A 20832-nucleotide genomic window follows, 5' to 3' on the forward strand; every position below is an offset into this window, starting at 1 on the left:
CCGCTTTTTATCTAAAAACGAATCGTTATGAGCGATTCATTTTTATTCCTTTATCAAAATTCCCGCGCCGGAAATACTGCCCTCATAACAACAAGGGGAGCAGGCACTATGGCAATTTCATCGCGAATCACACTTCTCGGCGCACTGGCGCTGTGGGCATTTCAGGCGCAGGCGGTGGACGTCACCGTCGCGTATCAAACCTCTGCGGAACCGGCGAAAGTCGCGCAGGCGGACAACACCTTTGCCAAAGAGAGCGGGGCGAAAGTCGACTGGCGCAAGTTCGACAGCGGGGCATCCGTCGTGCGTGCGTTAGCCTCCGGCGACGTGCAGATCGGCAATATTGGCTCCAGCCCGCTGGCGGTTGCGGCCAGCCAGCAGGTGCCGATCGAGGTTTTCCTGCTCGCCTCGCAGCTCGGTAACTCAGAAGCGCTGGTGGTGAAGAAAAACATCACCAAACCGGAAGATTTGATCGGCAAACGCATCGCTGTGCCGTTTATCTCCACCACCCACTACAGCCTGCTGGCGGCGCTGAAACACTGGGGTATCAAGCCGGGTCAGGTACAAATTATCAACCTGCAGCCGCCGGCGATTATCGCCGCCTGGCAGCGCGGGGATATTGACGGGGCCTACGTGTGGGCACCGGCAGTGAACGAACTGGAAAAAGACGGCACCGTGCTGACCGACTCTGAAAAAGTGGGCCAGTGGGGCGCGCCAACCCTCGACGTGTGGGTCGTGCGCAAAGACTTCGCCGAGAAACATCCTGAGGTGGTGAAAGCCTTCGCCAAAAGCGCGATTGACGCCCAACAGCCGTACATCTCTAACCCGGATGAATGGCTGAAGCAGCCCGCCAACCTGGAAAAACTCTCCCGCCTGAGCGGCGTGCCGGAAGCGGACGTGCCGGGGCTGGTGAAAGGCAATACCTATCTGACGCCCGCGCAGCAGGTGCAGCAGCTGACAGGACCGGTGAACAAAGCGATTGTGGATACCGCCACCTTCCTGAAAGAGCAGGGCAAAGTGCCAGCGGTGGCAGCGGATTACAGCCAGTACGTGACCGATCGTTTTGTGAAATAAGGAGTTCGCCATGCTGAATATTACGAACCTGTACGCCGATTACGGTGGTAAACCCGCGCTGGAGGACATCAACCTGACGCTGGACAGCGGTGAACTGCTGGTGGTGCTGGGCCCGTCCGGGTGCGGAAAAACCACGCTGCTGAATCTGATCGCCGGGTTTGTCCCTTATCAGCATGGCATCATTCAACTGGAAGGCAAAAAGGTGGAAGGCCCGGGCGCCGAGCGCGGCGTGGTCTTCCAGAACGAAGGATTGCTTCCCTGGCGTAACGTGCAGGAAAACGTGGCGTTTGGGCTACAGCTTGCGGGCGTCAATCGCGAACAGCGGCTGGAAACGGCGCGGGCGATGCTGAAAAAAGTGGGTCTGGAAGGGGCGGAAAAACGCTTTATCTGGCAGCTTTCCGGCGGCCAGCGACAGCGCGTAGGTATTGCCCGCGCGCTGGCCGCGAATCCGCAGCTGTTGCTGCTGGACGAGCCGTTCGGGGCGCTGGATGCCTTCACCCGCGAGCAGATGCAAACTCTGCTGCTGCGCCTGTGGCATGAGACGGGCAAGCAGGTGCTGTTGATTACCCACGATATCGAAGAGGCGGTGTTTATGGCGACGGAGCTGGTGCTGCTCTCGCCGGGGCCGGGCCGCGTGCTGGAGCGTTTGCCGCTGGATTTCGCCCGCCGCTACGTCGCGGGAGAACCCGTGCGCAGTATCAAATCCGATCCGCTGTTTATCGAACAGCGTGAATACGTCTTAAGCCGCGTGTTTGAACAACGGGAGGCTTTCTCATGAGCATCGTCTTCAGTGAAAAAACGCGCCGCGCGCGTCTGGCGCTGCGCTGGCCTTTCTCACGCCAAATCACGTTGAGCGTCGGTACGCTGCTGGTATTACTGGCGGTGTGGTGGGCGGTTGCTGCCCAGCAGTGGGTCAGCCCGCTGTTTCTGCCGCCGCCGGGACAGGTGCTGGCCAAACTCATTACTATCGCCGGGCCGCAGGGCTTTATGGATGCCACGCTCTGGCAGCACTTAGGTGCAAGTCTGGCGCGTATTCTGGTGGCGCTGCTGGCGGCGGTGATTATCGGTATTCCGGTTGGGATCGCGATGGGCTTAAGCCCGACGGTGCGCGGCATCCTCGACCCGCTGATTGAGCTTTACCGTCCGGTGCCGCCGCTGGCCTATCTGCCGCTGATGGTGATCTGGTTCGGCATCGGTGAAACGTCAAAAATCCTGCTGATTTATCTGGCGATTTTCGCCCCGGTTGCCATGTCGGCGCTGGCGGGCGTGAAGAGCGCCCAGCAGGTGCGGATCCGCGCGGCGCAGTCGCTGGGAGCCAGCCGCACGCAGGTGCTGCTGTTCGTGATTTTACCGGGCGCACTGCCGGAGATCTTAACCGGGCTGCGCATCGGCCTCGGCGTAGGCTGGTCCACGCTGGTGGCGGCAGAGCTGATTGCGGCCACGCGCGGCCTTGGGTTTATGGTGCAGTCGGCGGGAGAGTTCCTGGCGACTGACGTGGTGCTGGCAGGGATCGCGGTGATCGCCGCGATCGCCTTTGGATTAGAACTGGGGCTGCGCGCGTTACAGCGCCGCCTGACGCCCTGGCATGGAGAAATACAATGAGTGAACGTCTGACCATTACCCCGCTGGGGCCGTACATTGGCGCGCAGGTGTCGGGCCTGGATGTGACCCGCCCGCTGAGCGATAACCAGTTCGAGCAGCTGTACCACGCGGTGCTGCGCCATCAGGTCGTTTTCCTGCGCGAACAGGCGATCACCCCGCAGCAACAGCGCGCACTGGCCCTGCGCTTTGGCGACCTGCATATCCACCCCGTCTATCCGCATGCGGAAGGGGTGGAGGAGATTATCGTTCTGGACACCCACAACGATAACCCGCCGGATAACGACAACTGGCACACCGACGTGACCTTTATCGAGACGCCGCCCGCCGGGGCGATTCTGGCGGCGAAGCTGCTGCCGGAAACCGGCGGCGATACGCTGTGGACCAGCGGGATTGCGGCGTATGAGGCGCTCTCCGCGCCGTTCCGGACGCTGTTGAGCGGGCTGCGGGCAGAGCACGACTTCAAAAAATCGTTCCAGGAGTACAAGTACCGTAAAACGGAAGAGGAGCATCAGCGCTGGCAGGAAGCTGTGGCGAAGCATCCTCCACTGCTGCACCCGGTAGTTCGGACCCATCCGGTCACGGGCAAGCAGGCGCTGTTTGTGAACGAAGGGTTCACCACGCGCATTGTGGACGTGTCCGAGAAAGAGAGTGAGGCGCTGCTGGGATTCCTGTTCGCGCATATCACCAAGCCGGAGTTTCAGGTGCGCTGGCGCTGGCAGGAGAACGACCTGGCGATCTGGGATAACCGCGTAACGCAGCACTATGCCAATGCGGACTATCTTCCGCAGCGCCGGATTATGCAGCGGGCGACGATTTTGGGGGATAAACCGTTTTACCGTGCGCCTTGATCCCCTCACCCTAACCCTCTCCCCAAAGGGGCGAGGGGACTGTCCGGTGCGGTTTTCACCCTCTCCCTTTTAGGGAGAGGGCTGGGGTGAGGGAATTAAATGCGCCTCAATATACCGCTGATAGCGGTTCGCCTTCAGGTAACACAAATCCACCAGCACCAGCCCGTCGACGCAGTCGTTAAATGCCGGGTCGCTGCCAAAATCAATAAACTGCACGCCGCCGGGCTCGCAAAGCTCGGAATACTGCTTGTAGAGCGGCGGAATGCCGCAGCCAAGATTGCCGAGCAGGGATTTCAGCTTTGTCAGATCGTCCACGTAATCCACGCCGCCAAACTGCGCGAGCACGTCCGGCAGCGATGCGGGATACGGCTGACGTGACGCGGCGAGCGGATGCGTCGCCGGGAACCACAGGCGGTAAAATGCCACCAGCAGATCCCGCGCGGCAGGCGGTAAGCCGCCGGAAATCGAGACCGGGCCAAACAGGTAACGATAGTTCGGATAACGCGCCAGGTAGGCACCAATCCCAGACCATAAATAATCCAGGCCGCGGCGTCCCCAGTAGCGCGGCTGAATAAAGCTGCGCCCCAGTTCAATGCCGTGTTCCAGCACGTCCTGCATTTTGTCGTCGTAGTGGAACAGGCTATAGCTGTACAACCCCTCCAGACCGCGACGTTCAACCTGGCTGGCGGTCGGCATAAAGCGGTACGCGCCGACGATCTCCAGATCCTCATCATCCCACAGGATCAGGTGCAGATAATCATCATCGTAGCAGTCGGTGTCCCGGCGCTTGCCGCTCCCTTCCTCCACCGCGCGAAAGGCAATCTCGCGCAGGCGGCCCAGCTCGCGCAGCAGCGGGGCGTCTTCCTGACCGTTGCGCTGCCAAAGATAGATGGTTTTACCGTCGCTGGTATTGCCCAGACATTCGGCCTGCGCCAGCGCGCGTTTCAGGGTGGCCCGGTCTTCCGGGCGGGCAATGGCGCACTGGGTTTTAAAGACGCCGGGCACTCCCTTGCCAAGACGCATCACGTGCTGACGGCACTGCTCGGCCATCTCACGCGACGAAAGGGTAGCGCTATGCCAGTGATGCCAGGCGATCTGCTGGCCGATTTTAATCGGCAGCTGGCTATGGCGGCGACGGAACATCTGCTGCATCAGCAGCAGCATCGACAGCGTCGGGGAGACCAGCGTGCTGGCATAGAAGAGCAGGCTGTTATGCGCCTGAATATGTACCGGCAGCAGCGGAGCGCGCAGCTTGCTGGCGAGTTTGATAAAGCCAGAGTGCCACTTTTTGTCGCGAATGCCTTTGCGCGTGGGGCGGGAAACTTCTCCGGCCGGGAAGAAGATCAGCACGCCCGCGTTTTGCAGATGCTGTTCCATCTGCACCAGCGACGATTTCGCCGTCCTGCCGCCCATATTGTCCACCGGAATAAACAGTGAACTCAGGGGCTCAAGGTGCGTCAGCATCCGGTTGGTCACGACTTTCACATCGCGTCGCACGCGGGAGACGGCGTACATCAGCGCCAGGCCGTCCAGCGTACCCGTCGGGTGGTTAGCAATAATGACCAGCGGGCCATGTTCGGGGATTTGTTCGAGATCGCGGGCGGAAACGGTGCAGAGAATATCAAGGTGTTCCAGAACTTGCTCCACCATATCCAGTCCTTTCAGGTGGCGGTGTGCTGCGGCAAATTGCTGAAATTCGTCTTCGTAAAACAGTCTTTTTAACAGACTTTTTTGCCAGGGTGCAGGCCTCGCCTGAGGCCAAAGATCGTCGAGAACGCTATCGAGGCTAAACATGGTTACTCCTCCTGCCGTCTTGCGAAGACAGTAGAAGGAGCAGATGTCGGTTGTATTGCAGTTTGGTGAAGATTAGCGCAGAGAGTAGGCCGGGTAAGGCGAAGCCGCCACCCGGCGCTAAAGCGGATTAACGCAGAATTTTCTTCTCAGCCAGATCCAGCGCGAAGTAGCTGAAGATCAGGTCCGCGCCTGCGCGTTTGATGGCGCCAAGGCTTTCGAGGACCACTTTCTCTTCATCGATGGCACCCGCCTTTGCGGCGAATTTGATCATCGCGTACTCGCCGCTGACCTGGTAAGCGCCCAGCGGCAGCTCGGAGCGCTCGCGGATGTCGCGCAGGATATCGAGATACGCGCCAGCAGGTTTCACCATCAGGCAGTCTGCGCCCTGGGCTTCATCAAGCAGGGATTCACGAATCGCTTCCCGACGGTTAAGCGGGTTCATCTGATAGGTTTTACGATCGCCTTTCAGCGCCGTGCCCGCCGCTTCACGGAACGGGCCATAGAAGGAGGAGGCGAATTTGGTGGAGTAAGACATGATGGCGGTGTCGGTAAAGCCCGCCGCGTCCAGCGCCTGACGAATCGCCTGAACCTGTCCGTCCATTGCCGCAGATGGCGCGATGAAGTCCGCACCGGCAGCGGCAGCGACCACAGCCTGCTTGCCAAGGTTCAGCAGGGTGGCATCGTTATCGACGCCGTGATCGCACAGCACGCCGCAGTGGCCGTGAGAGGTGTATTCGCAGAAACAGGTATCGGACATGACGACCATTTCCGGCACGGTCTCTTTGCAGATGCGGGACATGCGGGCGACGAGGCCATCTTCTTTCCAGGCGTCGCTGCCGGTGGCGTCGGTATGGTGTGAGATGCCGAAGGTCATCACCGAGCGGATCCCCGCGTTGGCGATGCGTTCAATCTCACGCGCCAGATATTTTTCCGGAATGCGCATTACGCCCGGCATGGCTTCGATGGCTTTGTAGTCATCGATCTCTTCTTCGACAAAAATCGGCAACACCAGATCGTTTAAGGTCAGGGTTGTCTCTTCAAACATAGCGCGCAGTGCAGGTGACTTGCGCAGGCGGCGGGGACGTGCAATTAAATCGGTCATGGTATGCCTGATGTTTGTGGAACAAAGAAGGCTAGTGTACCTCAAAGTGAAGTCAGGTGTTTTACTAAAGTGGGCATTTTGTTTTTTGCGAAATGCGGCAGGTCAAGTTTCATATCAGCAATATATAATGCAGGTGAGTATATTACTGAAAGGGGGGAGATATTCGTGTTGTTTCTATATTAAGTGGGATGCATCATTAAAAATGATCTATTATTTGTTGTTATATGTTTTGCATTGGCGCGCCTGTATTTTAACGTTTTGTTTTTATAATATTTATCTCAAGTGACCCTTATGCTTGTCGTTTTTGAAGTGTTATTGGTCTGGATACGGACTTAATAGAAACATTCATTGAACCTTTTCGAAATGAAAATGCATAATTCCCTCCGCAATAAAATATTGCCAAATGATTTGATGGACAAACTTGCTTACGTCCCTGAGGAGGGATGACCCAATGCAAACATGGAAAAAGAAACTGGTTGTATCTCAACTTGCATTAGCCTGCACCCTGGCTATCGCTTCTCAGGCCAATGCGAAGGATATTTCCGGTACAACTTATAATACCTTCGGGTACGATAATACCGCGTCTACTCCCTGGTATTATGGCTATGCCGACTGGGATTACTCAGACGCTACCCACGACGGTGATATTTATCCCGTGATGAATAAATCGATCGTGAATGGCGTTATTTCAACATACTTTCTGGAAGATGGTGTAAATGGTCGGGCGAATGCGTTGAGCATTTCCAATAGCACCATTAACGGCATGATCACCTCTGAATGTATGACCACCTCGTGTGCTGACGGCCTGGATACCGACGGCACGACACATTCACAGTACGATCGTTTTAGTCTGACCGTTGATCACTCTACCATCAACGACACCTATGAGCATTATGCTTACGACGTTGTTAATGGCGACAGCACCGAAGCCCATTATCTGAATACGTATGCGCTGGGTAATGCGATTACGCTGGATGTGGAGTCTGATATTGTTATTCAGAATAACTCCCACGTAGCCGGTATTACGCTAACGCAGGGTTATCAGGAACTCGACAACACCCCGTATGACGGTGTTGAAGGTGTCGCCAACAGCAGCAATGTCTTTACCGATACGCTGCTGGTGAAAGATTCTGTACTGACCTCGGGTGCGTACAGCGATCTGGGCAATAGCGGATTCTACGGTCAAACCGCGAAGCCGAGCGACTATGGTGAAACTAACACGACAGCGGCGGATGATGCGGCCCTGATTGTAGCAGCCAGCGCGTCGGATAACGCGATGCAGACGTCTGCCACGTTCGATCACTCCACCGTTACTGGCGACATTCTTTTCTCCAGTACCTTCGACAACAACTTCTACCCGAACGGCGATCCGGCAACGGATACCAGTGCAGACGGTGTCTATAACCCAACCACCAACGGCTGGGACGGTACTGATAAGCTGGACGTCACTCTGACCAATGGCAGCAAATGGGTTGGTGCCGCCCAGTCGAGCGTCGAGGCTATCGGCACGGCGCAGATGTATGGCCTGGGCTACAGCAGCGTAGACTGGAGCACTCTGTCCCCTAACAGCATTTGGCCGGATTCCACCTATGACAGCAACGACCACGTTGCGGGTAAAGAGGTGTATCAGAGCGGTCTGTTTAACATCGCGCTGGATAACGGCTCCGAGTGGGATACCCGCAAGGTTTCTAACATCGACACACTGACGGTAAACAACCTGTCTCAGGTCAATGTTGAAAACTCTGGCCTGCTGGCGGATACCATCACCCTGACCAATGCCTCATCGTTGAATATCGGTGACAATGGTGGTGTGGCAACCGACCATCTGTATCTGGACAGCTATAGCCGTGCGGCACTGACGGAAGAAACGGCCGATCTGTATGCCAACACCATCACCGTGGATAACGGCGCTGAGCTGGCGCTGGGGCTGGGTCAGGTTGATACGCACAACATGGTGCTGACCGATGGTGGTGTGCTGAACGTTGCCAGCCGTGATTACGTGCTGAACAGCGATCTCAACAACGCACGCTATATCACCAACGATAAGTACAATGCCGATTACGACTACGGCGTTGTGGCGATTAATTCTGATGGCCATCTGTCAGTGAACGGTGACGTTGCAGGTAACTACAAGGTGCGCATCGATGATGCGACCGGTGCCGGTTCCGTTGCCGATTACAAAAATAAAGAGATCGTCCGCATCTATGACAATAACGCGGATACCACAGCCAGCTTTACGGCTGCAAACAAAGCCGATTTAGGTGCTTACACCTACCAGGCGCAGCAGCAGGGTGACGCCGTCGTCCTCCAGCAGAAAGCGCTGACCGACTACGCCAATATGGCGCTGAGCATCCCATCTGCCAACACCAACATCTGGAATCTGCAGCAAGATACCGTAGGTACGCGTCTGACCAACAGCCGTCACGGCCTGACGGATAACGGCGGAGCGTGGGTAAGCTACTTCGGTGGTAACTTCGACGGCGACAATGGCGTTATTAGCTACGATCAGGACGTGAGCGGCATTATGGTTGGTCTGGATACGCAGATTGACGGTAACAATGCGAAGTGGATCGTCGGTGGTGCGGCAGGTTTCGCGAAGGGGGATATCAGCGATCGTACCGGTCAGGTCGATCAGGACAGCCAGACGGCGATGATCTACGCGTCGGCGAAGTTCATGAACGATCTGTTCCTCGACAGCTCCCTGAGCTACACCCGCTTCAACAGCGATCTCTCTGCGAACATGAGCAACGGTCAGTATGTTGACGGCAACACCACCAATGACGCAGTTGGTTTTGGGCTGAAACTGGGCTATGACTGGAAGCCAAACCTGTCAGGCTATGTCACACCATACGCAGCCGTGTCTGGCCTGTTCCAGTCTGGCGATGATTACCGTCTCAGCAATGACATGCGCATGGACGGGCAATCTTACGATAGCCTGCGCTATGAACTCGGTGTTGATGCGGGTTACACCTTCAACTACGGCGGCGATCAGGCTCTGACGCCTTACTTCAAACTGGCCTACGTTTATGACGATGCCGATAACAATGCCGACGTTAACGGTGACAGCATTGATAACGGCGTGAAAGGCTCCGCTGTGCGGGTAGGGCTTGGCACCCAGTTCAGCTTCACGAAGAACTTCAGTGCGTATACTGATGCCACTTATCTGGGCGGCGGCGACGTTGACCAGAACTGGGGCGCAAATCTGGGTGTGAAATATACCTGGTAATGAATAAAGCGGGGGGAGTCATATCCCCCGCTTTTTATATACATAGCTAAAAATAATATTGAACCGACAAATACGGATGCCTTGAGGTCTGCATGAACGTTAATGCGAAACCGCTTTCTGAATTAAGCCGGCTCGAACAGTGTTTGAAATCAGCCAGTATCCCTTTTAAATGTGCTCCACAACAGTTGATTACATCAGGGGAGTGTCATGATCCCCGCACGACTGTATTACAGACCGGTATAATCGAAATCTATCGTTGTTCAGATGAACTGCTTGTGGGCATCGCAACAGCGCCTTTTATTTTGGGGCTGTCCACCGTGATGATTAATCATAGTCTGGAATATAGAGTGGTAGCCAAAACATCCTGTACGGGCTTTTATTTGCCTACTGAAACTACTCGTCAACTTATACAACAGAACGCGCTATGGAAAGAGGCTTTCGGTTGGTTATCCTGGATAAACTACATTCTTGAGAAACGCGATATGCAGCTGGTGGGAAATAATTCCTATCATCAGATCCGCGCCATGCTGCTGAATATGGCGGAGTGGGATGAAACGCTGCGCTCAAAAATTGGTGTGATGAATCATATTCAACAAAGTACGCGTATTTCACGTTCAGTGGTTGCTGAGGTTCTCGCTGCCCTGCGGCAAGGTAACTACATCAATATGAACCGGGGCAAGCTGGTCAGCATCAACCGCTTGCCCACGGAATATTAATATCAGTTAGACGCGGTGAGCACCTGGGCTTTATTGGCGCTCAGTTCTGCCACCAGGTTATTAATCCCGTCACTCATATTGACGAAACGCGTATGCGGGGAGCGGGTGACCACCACAAACGCGCCCACGTTTGACTGCGGGATCATGGCCATATAGGTGATGAATCCACCGCCGCCGCCGGTTTTCTGAATAATACCCGGACGGCCATTTTTTGGCGCCATATAGACCCACCCCATGCCGAGCGCATCGGCTTTACCCGGCACGTCCATTCCGATGACGCGGTGCAGCTGAGTACGCTGATAAATCAGGGTCTGCATGCGATCGGCCTGGCTGGTTCGAGCATAGAAATCTGAGGAAAGGAACTGCTGCATCCAGCGCATCATGTCGCCAGGCGTGGAATAGACCCCGCCGCTGCCCACGGCCGCGAGCGTGTTATTACAGGGGCTCGCGCCTTTCTCCGCCACCATCAGGCGACGGCACTGATCCGGGGATGGGGTAAAGGTGGTGTCTTTCATACCCAGCGGACGGGTTATCTGCTCTTCAAACAGCTGCGTGTAGGGTTTACCCGCCGCCGTTGAGAGGGCGTCCGCCAGCAGGTCAAACGCCAGGTTTGAATAAGAGGCCTGAGTACCCGGAGCCGCCTTCAGCGTGGCGGTACTCAGGTAGCTCCAGCGCTGGTCGCGCGTTGGCCAGACAAATACGTCACGATGCGCCGCCCCGCCAGGCTGCTCACGCGGCAGGGCGCTGGTGTGGGTGGCGAGGTTTACAAGCCGGATCGGTGTTCCCTGCCAGGTCGGAACCCGGGCGCCCGGAGGCGCGTATTTGCTGAGCGGGTCGTCGAGTTTCACCACGCCCTGGTCGAGCAGTTTCACCAGCATTTCGCTGGTCATCAGCTTGGTTAAGGACGCGATGCGGATTACGGAATCCAGCTGCGGGTGGACGTTATTTCCTGGGCGCGTTTCGCCAAAGCTGCGGAACACACGCTGGTTGCCGTCGATGACGACCATCGCCATCCCGGTCGCGCCGCTGCCGTAATAGATCAGGTTCGCGTAGCGATCGGCAATATCTGAAGCTAAAACGGGTGCCGTCAGCGGTTGGGCTGCCTGGGCGGTAGAAAAGCTCACCGCACACAGCGCGGCAAAAGAGAGCAGACAACGTTTCAACGAAAAGCATCCATGAAGTGAATGAGGAAAGTAATGGGTATTTATACTACTAATCGGAACCGCGCAATGCCCCGAATTGCATAACGATAGCGAGAAAAACGTAACCATGGGTAAATATGAACAATTTACTGACGAGCCATCTCCCATTTTGTGACATCGGGCTTATGATAGGCACCAGTGTCACTCAATCTTACGGAGAACGGTATGTCTGAGAAGCTTGTGGTTATGGTTGTCGATATGCAGAACGGGGTATTTGAAACCCCTCGTCATCAGCGCGAAAAGTGTGTCTCTCTGATCAACCAGCTTACGCAGGCAGCCGACAAGGTGATTTTTATTCAGCACACCGAGGACGGGGGCCTGGAAGAGGGAAGTGAAGGGTTCGCGCTGCTGCCTGAACTCCATCAGCCAGCTGACGCGCTTTACGTGACCAAAACCGCCTGCGATGCCTTCTATAACACCGTGCTTGAGGCGCTGCTGCGTGAGCAGGGCATTCGCGAGTTTGTCATCTGCGGCTGCGCCACCGATTACTGCGTCGATGCGACGGTTAAGAACGGCGTCAGCCGGGGTTATCACATCACCGTGGCGGAAGATGCCCACACTACCGCCAATCGCCCGGCGGCAGATGCGCAGATCGTGATTAACCACCACAACGACGTGTGGCGTAACTTCATCGCGCCGGCGAATCCTCTTGCAGTGAAACGCACCGAAACAATTCTCGAAAACTGGAAAGCGAACTAATAATCAACCCTCGGGTCTGACCTTTTTGCCCGGGCCGGGAGGCTGGCTCGGGCACGTTTTTCGTGTGGTAACGTGTTGTGCACAGCAACAGCCATAACAACAAGAAGGAAGCATTATGTTTAAGTCTTTTTTCCCAAAGCCGGGGCCTTTTTTCCTGTCGGCATTTATTTGGGCACTCATCGCTGTCATTTTCTGGCAGGCGGGCGGCGGCGCATGGCTGACGCGCATCACGGGTGCAACGGGCGAGGTGCCGATTAGCGCGGCGCGCTTCTGGTCGCTGAGCTTTGTGGTGTTTTATGCCTACTACACGGTATGTGTGGGGCTGTTCGCTCTCTTCTGGTTTAAATATTCTCCGCATCGTTGGCAGTTTTGGTCGATTTTAGGATCTGCACTGATCATTTTTGTTACCTGGTTCATGGTCGAAGTGAGCGTTGCAATTAATGCATGGTATGCACCCTTCTACGATCTGATCCAAAAAGCACTAAGCGCCCCGAATAAGGTTCCGATTGGTGAACTCTATGCCAGTCTCGTTAGTTTTACTGGCATAGCCATGATTGCAGTAACTGTGGCAGTGCTTAATAATTTCTTCGTTAGCCATTACGTTTTCCGTTGGCGTACTGCTATGAACGAATATTACATGGCAAATTGGCAACGACTGCGGCACATCGAAGGTGCAGCACAGCGTGTACAGGAAGACACCATGCGTTTTGCCTCAACGCTGGAGGACATGGGGGTCAGCTTGCTTAATGCTGTGATGAAACTTATCGCTTTTTTACCGATTTTGATTGCACTTTCACCCCATGTGCCTGAACTTCCAATTGTTGGTCATTTACCCTATGGTTTGGTTATTGCGGCACTAGTCTGGTCTCTTATGGGTACTGGGCTTCTTGCTGTAGTGGGGATCAAATTGCCGGGATTACAATTTAAAAATCAGCGCGTGGAAGCGGCTTACCGTAAAGAGCTTGTTTACGGTGAGGATGACCCATCACGAGCTGCGCCACCAACGGTAAAAGAGTTATTTCAGAACGTCCGTTTTAACTATTTTAAGCTCTACTTCCACTACATGTATTTCAACATAGCCCGCATTTTATATCTTCAGGCCGATACTGTTTTTGGAATAGTCCTGTTGTTCCCGTCAATTGTCGCAGGGACAATTACCTTGGGGTTGATGACCCAAATTACCAACGTGTTCGATCAGGTAAGAAGTTCATTCCAGTACCTGATCAGCTCCTGGACCACCTTGGTAGAACTGATGTCTATCTATAAACGTTTACGCAGTTTTGAACGTGAGCTGGACGATCGTGACCTGCAGGAAGTCACCAACACATTTAGCTAATACAGGAAGTTGCTATGTCTTTTGCCGTACCGCGCGCGTTACCGTTGTCCTTGCTGGCCGCTCTTGTGCTGGCAGGCTGTGCCGAAAAAGGGGCCGCTCCGCTCAAAAAGGGGGAGAAGCCCGTCGATGTGGCGAGCGTAGTGCGGCAGAAAATGCCCGCCAGCGTGAAGGATCGCAACGCGTGGGCAGATGCGCTGGCAAAAACCTTTGAAAGCCAAAAGATCGCGCCGACCGAGGAGAATATCTGCTCGGTGCTGGCGGTGGCGCAGCAGGAGTCAATGTACCAGTCAGACCCGGTGGTGCCGGGTCTGAACAAAATTGCCTGGAAAGAGATCGACCGCCGCGCGGAATCGATGCATATCCCGGTGTTCCTCGTGCATACCGCGCTTAAAATCACCTCGCCTAATGGCAAAAGCTACAGCGAGCGGTTGGATGCGGTGAAAACCGAAAAACAGCTTAGCGCTATCTTTGATGATTTCATCAGTATGGTCCCGATGGGACAGAAGCTGTTTGGCTCGCTGAATCCGGTACATACCGGCGGCCCGATGCAGGTGAGCATTGCGTTCGCGGAGAAGCATACCGACGGCTACCCGTGGAAAATCGACGGTACCGTGCGCCAGGAGGTCTTCTCCCTGCGCGGTGGGCTGTGGTTCGGCACGTATCATCTGCTGAACTATCCGGCGAACTATGATGAGCCGCTGTACCGCTTTGCCGACTTTAACGCGGGCTGGTATGCCAGCCGTAACGCGGCATTCCAGAGTGCGGTCAGCCGCGCAAGCGGCGTCAAGCTGGCGCTGGACGGCGATCTCATCGCTTACGGCAGCAGCGAGGCGGGAAGCACCGAGCTGGCAGTACGGAAATTATCCAACACGCTTGGCTTGAGCAACAGCGACATTCGTCGTCAGCTTGAAAAAGGCGACAGCCTGGCATTTGAGAAAACGGATCTGTACAAGAAGGTGTTTGCGCTTGCAGAGCAGAAAAGTGGGAAAACGTTACCGAGGGCTATCCTGCCGGGGATCCAGCTGGAAAGCCCGAAGATCACGCGTAACCTCACCACCGCATGGTTCGCAAAACGCGTGGACGATCGCCGGGCTCGCTGTATGGGGCTTTAATGGCGACGGCGAAAGCGCAACACTAACGCCACAACGCCCAGAATCATACATCCCGCGAGGAAGGGGATGAGGCCGAACAGGGTGCTGACACCAAAGCCAATCTCAACTCGCGGACGTCCATTATCCTGTACCTGCATCAGGTGTTCATAAACGCCTGGCGCATGGACCAGCATATTGAGCAGCTGGGAACCGGCCCAGAAGCAGAACAGGACAAACAGGGCATAAGCAATATTACCCGCCGTGGAGGTTTTTGGTTTGCCGCCAAAAATCGGTTTCGACAATGTAAAGTCAGCCATGTTGACCTCCCGTGGTATCACTCTGTTTTAATACGCTTCTTACAGGGTGAGTTTGACAGGTCATCGCATTTGTCAATATCAGAATCGTGGTAATTTACGCGCCGGAATCCTCCTGGATTGTCGATTTCTGCAGCACATCACAATTTCATCACTTAAGTGAAATTGCGTCGCGTTTCAGAATTTCCGTATCTGCCACAGACCTGGCCGAAAAACTGTGAGAGGATGTCTTTTTTTCCTGCCGGAGTTGTTATGAAGCTCACGTCCAAACTACGCCGTGACTGGCACTACTACGCCTTTGCTATCGGGCTGATCTTTATTCTTAACGGTGTCGTGGGCCTGCTGGGGTTTGAAGCAAAAGGGTGGCAAACGTATGCCGTCGGGCTGGTGACCTGGGTGATAAGTTTCTGGCTGGCGGGGTTGATTATCCGCCGTCGTCCTGAAGAGACGACAGCGGATGAGGCGGAGTCGGCGAAGCGCGCCGATTAACCGTTTACGGAGCTTTTAAGCGCGCTGTCGGCGGCGTGACGCTCCAGCGCCAGTTCGATCAGGCGGGTGATCAGTTCCGGGTAGCTCAGGCCGCTCGCCTTCCACAGTTTCGGATACATGCTGATGTTAGTGAACCCCGGCAGCGTGTTGATTTCATTGATCACCACCTCGTTTTCCGGCGTCAGGAACACATCCACGCGCGCCATGCCGCAGCAGCCGAGCGTCTGATAAGCGCGAATGGCGATCGCCCGGATCTTATCGTTAATCGCCGGATCGATATCCGCAGGAACGACAACCTGCGCGCCTTTGTCATCAATGTATTTGGTGTCATACGAGTAGAAGTCGCTGTTTAAGACCACTTCGCCGCAGGTGCTCGCCTGTGGAAAATCGTTGCCCAGCACGGCGCACTCAATTTCACGGCCTTTAATACCCTGTTCAACCACCACTTTATGGTCGAACTCAAACGCCAGACGGACGGCCTGCGTGAACTCTGCTTCGCTGGTGACTTTGCTGACGCCCACGGAAGAGCCCTGATTTGCCGGCTTCACAAACAGCGGCAGACCGAGATCTCCGCTAATTTGCGCGAAGCTGTGCTTGTCGCGGTTGGCGCGGGTGAGGGTCACGAATGGCGCAATGTTCAGCCCGGCATCGCGCAGCAGGCGTTTGGTGACGTCTTTGTCCATGCACGCGGCAGAGCCGAGGACGTCCGAGCCGACGAACGGCAGGTTGGCCATGCGCAGCATTCCCTGCAGGGAACCATCTTCCCCCAGAGTGCCGTGAACGATGGGGAAGACAACGTCGATCTGGGCGAGTGCCTGCGCGTTGCCGGCGTCGATGAGCTGCCCCTTCACGACGCCGGGTACGGTGGCGATGCTCACTTCTGAAGGATTAAGGGCAATGTGTGCCGGATCGTGAGCATTCAGCAGATACTGGCTGGCATCGTTAACGTGCCACTGGCCCTGTTTATCAATGCCCAGCAGCACCACGTCGAAGCGGCTTTTATCGATCGCATCAACGATATTCTTGGCCGATTGCAATGACACTTCGTGCTCAGCTGATTTTCCCCCAAAGACAATACCTACGCGCTGCTTAGCCATCTCACTCTCTTCCAGTCTGACGAAAAGCCAATAACATACCACGATGCCCGGCGGGTTTCGCGGCCTTCTGCCATAATGTTTTGGGGAATGTTGAGGGGGGGAGAGTGAAAGGAAAAACGCTGCTGACCGTTTTCATCATTGTGGCCTTTGCAACGGTGGGTTATCGCTGGTTGCCGTCCTACTACAACCCTTTCATGCCGCTGACGCTTGACGACCCGCCGGGCCGAATCACCCAGTATAAGCTTCGGCACTTAACTCCCGAGGCGTGCGCGAGCCTGCTGTCGCAGGCTAACCAAAGAGATCTCATCCGCACCCAGCCGGTGGCGGGCAGCGGCGGCGCGTGTCCGCTTAACAACGTCGTGCGCGTGCGCGACTTCGGCCCGGTCGGCCTGAACAGCAGCTTTCTTGCCAGCTGTCCGCTGGCGCTCGGCTCTGCGCTGTTTATCAGCCAGCAGGCCCGGCCGCTGACAAAACGCTATACGGGCAGCGACCTGGCGCGCATCGATCACCTCGGCAGCTTTGCCTGCCGCAATATTTACCACCGCCCTGACGCGCGACGCAGTGAACATGCCACGGCGGAGGCGCTGGATATCGCCGCTTTTCGGCTGGCGAACGGGGAACGCGTCACGGTGCTGAACGGCTGGAAGGCGGCAACAACGCAGCCATGGCTGAAGGCCATGCTGGCGGCAAGCTGCGGCTACTACGGAAACGGCCTGGGGCCGGAGTATAACGCGGCGCATGCCAACCATTTTCATCTGGGAATGCGCGGTTTCGGACTCTGTCGGTGAAGCATAATATTCCGCCAGAAAATGGATGAATTGTGACTTATTTCACAAATATGATGACTGGGAAGATAAAACACCAAAGTCAGTCAGGCCGCATCTCTGGTGCGACGTCAAAACGCGTAACTTGCTAATCTGTAGGCGAATTCGCCTAAAAATGAAGACTATTTCTTTATGGAATCCTGGAAAGTTAATCTCATCTCGGTCTGGTTCGGCTGTTTCTTCACCGGGCTGGCCATCAGCCAGATCCTGCCGTTCCTGCCGCTGTACGTCTCGCAGCTGGGGGTGACTTCGCATGAAGCGCTCTCCATGTGGTCCGGCCTGACGTTCAGCGTCACGTTTCTGGTCTCCGCCATTGTGTCACCGATGTGGGGCAGCCTGGCGGATCGGAAAGGCCGAAAACTGATGCTGCTGCGCGCCTCGCTCGGGATGGCGATTGCCATTCTGCTGCAGGCCTTCGCCACCAACGTCTGGCAGCTGTTTTTCCTGCGCGCGGTGATGGGGCTGACGTCCGGGTACATTCCGAATGCCATGGCGCTGGTCGCCTCTCAGGTGCCGCGCGAGCGTAGCGGCTGGGCGCTGAGTACGCTCTCCACGGCGCAGATCAGCGGCGTCATCGGCGGTCCGCTGTTGGGGGGCTTTCTGGCGGACCACGTCGGGCTGCGCGCGGTATTTATCATCACCGCGATCCTGCTGGTGATCAGTTTTCTGGTCACGCTCTTTCTTATCAAAGAGGGGGGCCGCCCGGTTATCAGTAAATCTGAACGCCTGAGCGGCAAGGCCGTCTTCGCCTCGTTGCCCTATCCGGGACTGATGATCAGCCTGTTTGTGACCACTATGGTTATCCAGCTCTGTAACGGTTCGGTCGGTCCGATTCTGGCGCTGTTTATCAAGTCGATGGAGCCGGAAAGTACAAATATCGCTTTTCTGAGCGGCATGATTGCCGCCGTGCCGGGCGTATCCGCTCTGATTTCCGCACCGCGTCTGGGAAAACTGGGTGACAGGATCGGCACGGCGCGCATCCTGATGGCGACGCTGATCTTTGCGGTCGTGCTCTTCTTCGCGATGTCGTTTGTCACCTCTCCGCTTCAGCTTGGCGTATTGCGATTTCTGCTCGGGTTTGCTGATGGCGCAATGTTGCCCGCGGTACAGACCCTGCTGGTTAAATATTCCAGCGACCAGGTGACGGGGCGTATCTTTGGATATAACCAGTCATTTATGTATCTGGGGAATGTTGCCGGTCCGCTTATTGGCGCATCCGTTTCCGCGATGGCCGGTTTTCGTTGGGTATTTGCGGCCACGGCGATTGTCGTTTTAATCAATATTATCCAGCTGGCTATTGCGCTGCGTCGCCGCAGACAAATGGCGGAAGCGAAATCGTCGAGATAATCGTTTCACTGATGTATTATATATTATTATAGTAGCCGCATTTTTATATAACGAAATGCGGCGTTTTTTTATAGAAAAACGTTTCGCTCACCGCGACGGCCCTTTATTTTCATTCCTGCGTCACTTTTGCATACTCTAATAAATTTCTTCTCTTTGCATTATGGATTCAGAATGCTAACTTCAGACAAAACTGAAAAAGGAACTGGCACGATGAAAAATCTCATTGCTGAATTGCTGGTCAAGCTGGCACAAAAGGAAGAAGAGTCAAAAGAGCTGGTCGCCCAGGTCGAAGCGCTGGAAATTGTGGTCACCGCGCTGCTGCGACAAATGGCGAAAACCGATCAACAGGCGTTGATTGAGAGCGTGGAAGGCGCGCTGGACAGCGTCAGGCCTGAATCACAGGTTCCGGTTGAGGATGCCGAGATGCTCCACCAGTACGTAAAGAAGCTGTTAAGGCATCCGCGCAGCTAAACCGTCATAGGACGTAACGACGTGTCATAGAATTGTCATGCAGGATGCCTATAGTCGCTCTGTTTTTATTTTTATGTATTTGTACATGGAGAAAATAAATTGAAACAGAGCGCACTCTTCATCGCATTACTTCCCCTGTTAATTACCCCTGCCATTTATGCCGATACTGTCCAAACCAGCGTGCTGGATAATCGTGCGGCAAAAGGGGATATCACCCAGCCTGGCGGCGCGCGCCGTTTATCAGAAGATCAAACTGCCGCTATTCGCGCTTCGCTGAATGATAAGCTGGCGAAAAATATTATTCTGCTGATTGGCGATGGAATGGGCGATTCCGAAATCACGGCGGCGCGAAATTATGCCGAGGGTGCGGGCGGCTTTTTTAAAGGCATCGACGCATTGCCCCTGACCGGACAATATACCCATTACGCGCTGGATAAAAAAACCGGTAAACCAGATTACGTAACGGACTCCGCGGCCTCTGCAACGGCGTGGTCCACCGGCGTGAAAACCTATAATGGCGCGCTGGGTGTGGATATTCACGAAAAAGATCATCAAACCCTTCTGGAGATGGCAAAAGCGGCGGGGCTGGCGACCGGCAACGTCTCTACCGCTGAACTTCAGGATGCGACGCCCGCGGCGCTGGTGGCGCACGTGACCTCGCGTAAATGCTACGGCCCGACAGTGACCAGCGAAAAATGCCCAACGAACGCGCTGGAAAAAGGCGGCAAAGGGTCGATTACGGAACAGCTGCTGAATGCACGTCCTGACGTGACCCTGGGCGGCGGCGCGAAAACCTTCGCAGAAACCGCGACGGCGGGCGAGTGGCAGGGCAAAACGCTGCGCGAGCAGGCGCAGGCCCGCGGCTATCAGCTGGTGAGTGACGCCAGTTCGCTGGCAGCAATTACCGACGCGAACCAGGACAAACCGCTGCTGGGGTTATTCTCTGAAGGCAACATGCCCGTGCGCTGGGAAGGACCAAAGGCCTCTTATCACGGCAATATCGATAAACCTGCCGTGACCTGCACCCCGAACCCGAAACGCACGGACAGCGTGCCGACGCTGGCGGCGATGACCGATAAAGCCATCTCTCTGCTGAGCAAGAGCGAAAAAGGGTTCTTCCTGCAGGTAGAAGGCGCGTCGATCGATAAGCAGGATCATGCGGCGAACCCGTGCGGTCAGATTGGCGAAACCGTCGATCTGGACGAAGCGGTGCAGAAGGCGCTGGAGTTTGCGAAAAAAGACGGCAACACCCTGGTGATCGTCACCGCGGACCATGCGCACGCCAGCCAGATCATTCCGCCAGATACCAAAGCCCCTGGCCTGACGCAGGCGCTGAATACCAAAGATGGTGCCGTTATGGTGCTGAGCTATGGAAACTCTGAAGAAGAGTCCATGGAGCATACGGGCACCCAACTGCGCATTGCAGCCTACGGTCCGCACGCGGCAAACGTGGTAGGCCTGACCGATCAAACGGATCTGTTCTACACCATGAAGGCGGCGCTGGGTCTTAAATGATAAAATCCCGGCGGAAATCACATCTGCCGGGTGGTTTTTTTCCTGTCACGAACCAGACTTACAGGGAATGTTCACAAAAGGATGGTGC

At 55.5% G+C, this 20832-nt stretch carries 19 protein-coding genes; 14 read left to right on the plus strand and 5 right to left on the minus strand.

Annotated features, from left to right (window positions below):
• Window positions 1–108 precede the first annotated feature (108 nt).
• Genes tauA through tauD form a run of 4 tightly spaced genes read left to right on the plus strand, consistent with a single transcriptional unit; the run spans window position 109 to window position 3521 of the window.
• The gene (tauA, locus tag GVO84_RS04610) at window positions 109–1071 is read left to right on the plus strand and encodes a taurine ABC transporter substrate-binding protein (protein WP_023293188.1); all 963 of its coding nucleotides are present in this window, start codon (window positions 109–111) and stop codon (window positions 1069–1071) included.
• A 10-nt stretch (window positions 1072–1081) separates the two neighbouring features.
• Complete coding sequence (gene tauB / locus GVO84_RS04615) at window positions 1082–1849, plus strand: taurine ABC transporter ATP-binding subunit (RefSeq protein WP_159515584.1); 768 nt, start codon at window positions 1082–1084, stop codon at window positions 1847–1849.
• A complete protein-coding gene (tauC, locus tag GVO84_RS04620; protein WP_032661617.1) occupies window positions 1846–2673 on the plus strand; it encodes a taurine ABC transporter permease TauC in 828 nt (275 codons plus the stop codon). Before tauB ends, tauC begins: the two co-directional genes overlap by 4 nt.
• Window positions 2670–3521 (plus strand): taurine dioxygenase, encoded by an 852-nt coding sequence (gene tauD / locus GVO84_RS04625; RefSeq protein ID WP_032661615.1) that lies wholly within the window; start codon window positions 2670–2672, stop codon window positions 3519–3521. Before tauC ends, tauD begins: the two co-directional genes overlap by 4 nt.
• Before the next feature lie 69 nt (window positions 3522–3590).
• Here tauD and GVO84_RS04630 read toward each other — a convergent pair whose 3' ends face one another.
• Window positions 3591–5315, minus strand: coding sequence for a lysophospholipid acyltransferase family protein (locus GVO84_RS04630; RefSeq protein ID WP_159515585.1), 1725 nt, complete (start codon window positions 5313–5315; stop codon window positions 3591–3593).
• Between the two features lie 127 nt (window positions 5316–5442).
• Complete coding sequence (gene hemB, locus GVO84_RS04635) at window positions 5443–6417, minus strand: porphobilinogen synthase (protein ID WP_159515586.1); 975 nt, start codon at window positions 6415–6417, stop codon at window positions 5443–5445.
• A gap of 451 nt (window positions 6418–6868) precedes the next feature.
• On the opposite strand from hemB, the gene GVO84_RS04640 reads away from it, so the two are divergent.
• Both GVO84_RS04640 and GVO84_RS04645 read left to right on the plus strand, forming a co-directional pair.
• Window positions 6869–9643, plus strand: coding sequence for an autotransporter outer membrane beta-barrel domain-containing protein (locus GVO84_RS04640; RefSeq protein ID WP_159515587.1), 2775 nt, complete (start codon window positions 6869–6871; stop codon window positions 9641–9643).
• Between the two features lie 92 nt (window positions 9644–9735).
• Window positions 9736–10359 carry a helix-turn-helix domain-containing protein gene (locus GVO84_RS04645; RefSeq protein ID WP_159515588.1) on the plus strand — a complete coding sequence of 208 codons (624 nt, stop codon included), beginning with the start codon at window positions 9736–9738 and terminating at the stop codon, window positions 10357–10359.
• 2 nt (window positions 10360–10361) lie between these two features.
• Here GVO84_RS04645 and ampH read toward each other — a convergent pair whose 3' ends face one another.
• Window positions 10362–11522: a D-alanyl-D-alanine-carboxypeptidase/endopeptidase AmpH gene (gene ampH, locus GVO84_RS04650; RefSeq protein WP_159515589.1), complete on the minus strand. Its 1161-nt coding sequence runs from the start codon at window positions 11520–11522 to the stop codon at window positions 10362–10364.
• A gap of 204 nt (window positions 11523–11726) precedes the next feature.
• On the opposite strand from ampH, the gene GVO84_RS04655 reads away from it, so the two are divergent.
• From GVO84_RS04655 to GVO84_RS04665, 3 genes are all read left to right on the plus strand, one after another.
• Entirely contained in the window at window positions 11727–12260 is a 534-nt protein-coding gene (locus tag GVO84_RS04655) for an isochorismatase family protein (protein ID WP_159515590.1), read from the plus strand.
• Window positions 12261–12375: 115 nt separating this feature from the next.
• Window positions 12376–13596 carry a peptide antibiotic transporter SbmA gene (gene sbmA, locus GVO84_RS04660; RefSeq protein WP_121425616.1) on the plus strand — a complete coding sequence of 407 codons (1221 nt, stop codon included), beginning with the start codon at window positions 12376–12378 and terminating at the stop codon, window positions 13594–13596.
• Between the two features lie 14 nt (window positions 13597–13610).
• Window positions 13611–14708: a DUF1615 domain-containing protein gene (locus GVO84_RS04665; RefSeq protein ID WP_159515591.1), complete on the plus strand. Its 1098-nt coding sequence runs from the start codon at window positions 13611–13613 to the stop codon at window positions 14706–14708.
• Here GVO84_RS04665 and GVO84_RS04670 read toward each other — a convergent pair.
• Window positions 14705–15004 carry a DUF2755 family protein gene (locus GVO84_RS04670; RefSeq protein WP_021241681.1) on the minus strand — a complete coding sequence of 100 codons (300 nt, stop codon included), beginning with the start codon at window positions 15002–15004 and terminating at the stop codon, window positions 14705–14707. The genes GVO84_RS04665 and GVO84_RS04670 overlap by 4 nt on opposite strands.
• 249 nt (window positions 15005–15253) lie before the next feature.
• Between GVO84_RS04670 and GVO84_RS04675 the strand changes: the two genes are divergently transcribed.
• Window positions 15254–15490: a DUF2754 domain-containing protein gene (locus GVO84_RS04675; RefSeq protein ID WP_023334666.1), complete on the plus strand. Its 237-nt coding sequence runs from the start codon at window positions 15254–15256 to the stop codon at window positions 15488–15490.
• Here the strand turns inward: GVO84_RS04675 and ddlA are convergent.
• Window positions 15487–16587, minus strand: coding sequence for a D-alanine--D-alanine ligase (gene ddlA, locus GVO84_RS04680; protein WP_159515592.1), 1101 nt, complete (start codon window positions 16585–16587; stop codon window positions 15487–15489). The genes GVO84_RS04675 and ddlA overlap by 4 nt on opposite strands.
• A 104-nt stretch (window positions 16588–16691) precedes the next feature.
• Between ddlA and GVO84_RS04685 the strand changes: the two genes are divergently transcribed.
• The 4 genes from GVO84_RS04685 (at window position 16692) to phoA (ending at window position 20744) form a co-directional block, all read left to right on the plus strand.
• Window positions 16692–17375, plus strand: a complete 684-nt coding sequence (locus GVO84_RS04685) for an extensin family protein (RefSeq protein ID WP_159515593.1) — start codon at window positions 16692–16694, stop codon at window positions 17373–17375.
• Window positions 17376–17543: 168 nt separating this feature from the next.
• Complete coding sequence (locus GVO84_RS04690) at window positions 17544–18758, plus strand: multidrug efflux MFS transporter (protein WP_159515594.1); 1215 nt, start codon at window positions 17544–17546, stop codon at window positions 18756–18758.
• A gap of 210 nt (window positions 18759–18968) precedes the next feature.
• Entirely contained in the window at window positions 18969–19229 is a 261-nt protein-coding gene (gene iraP / locus GVO84_RS04695) for an anti-adapter protein IraP (protein ID WP_024906786.1), read from the plus strand.
• Window positions 19230–19328: 99 nt separating this feature from the next.
• Window positions 19329–20744: an alkaline phosphatase gene (phoA, locus tag GVO84_RS04700; RefSeq protein WP_159515595.1), complete on the plus strand. Its 1416-nt coding sequence runs from the start codon at window positions 19329–19331 to the stop codon at window positions 20742–20744.
• Window positions 20745–20832 lie beyond the last annotated feature (88 nt).

This window comes from Enterobacter sp. SM3, assembly GCF_009811935.2.
Taxonomy (GTDB): domain Bacteria; phylum Pseudomonadota; class Gammaproteobacteria; order Enterobacterales; family Enterobacteriaceae; genus Enterobacter; species Enterobacter asburiae_D.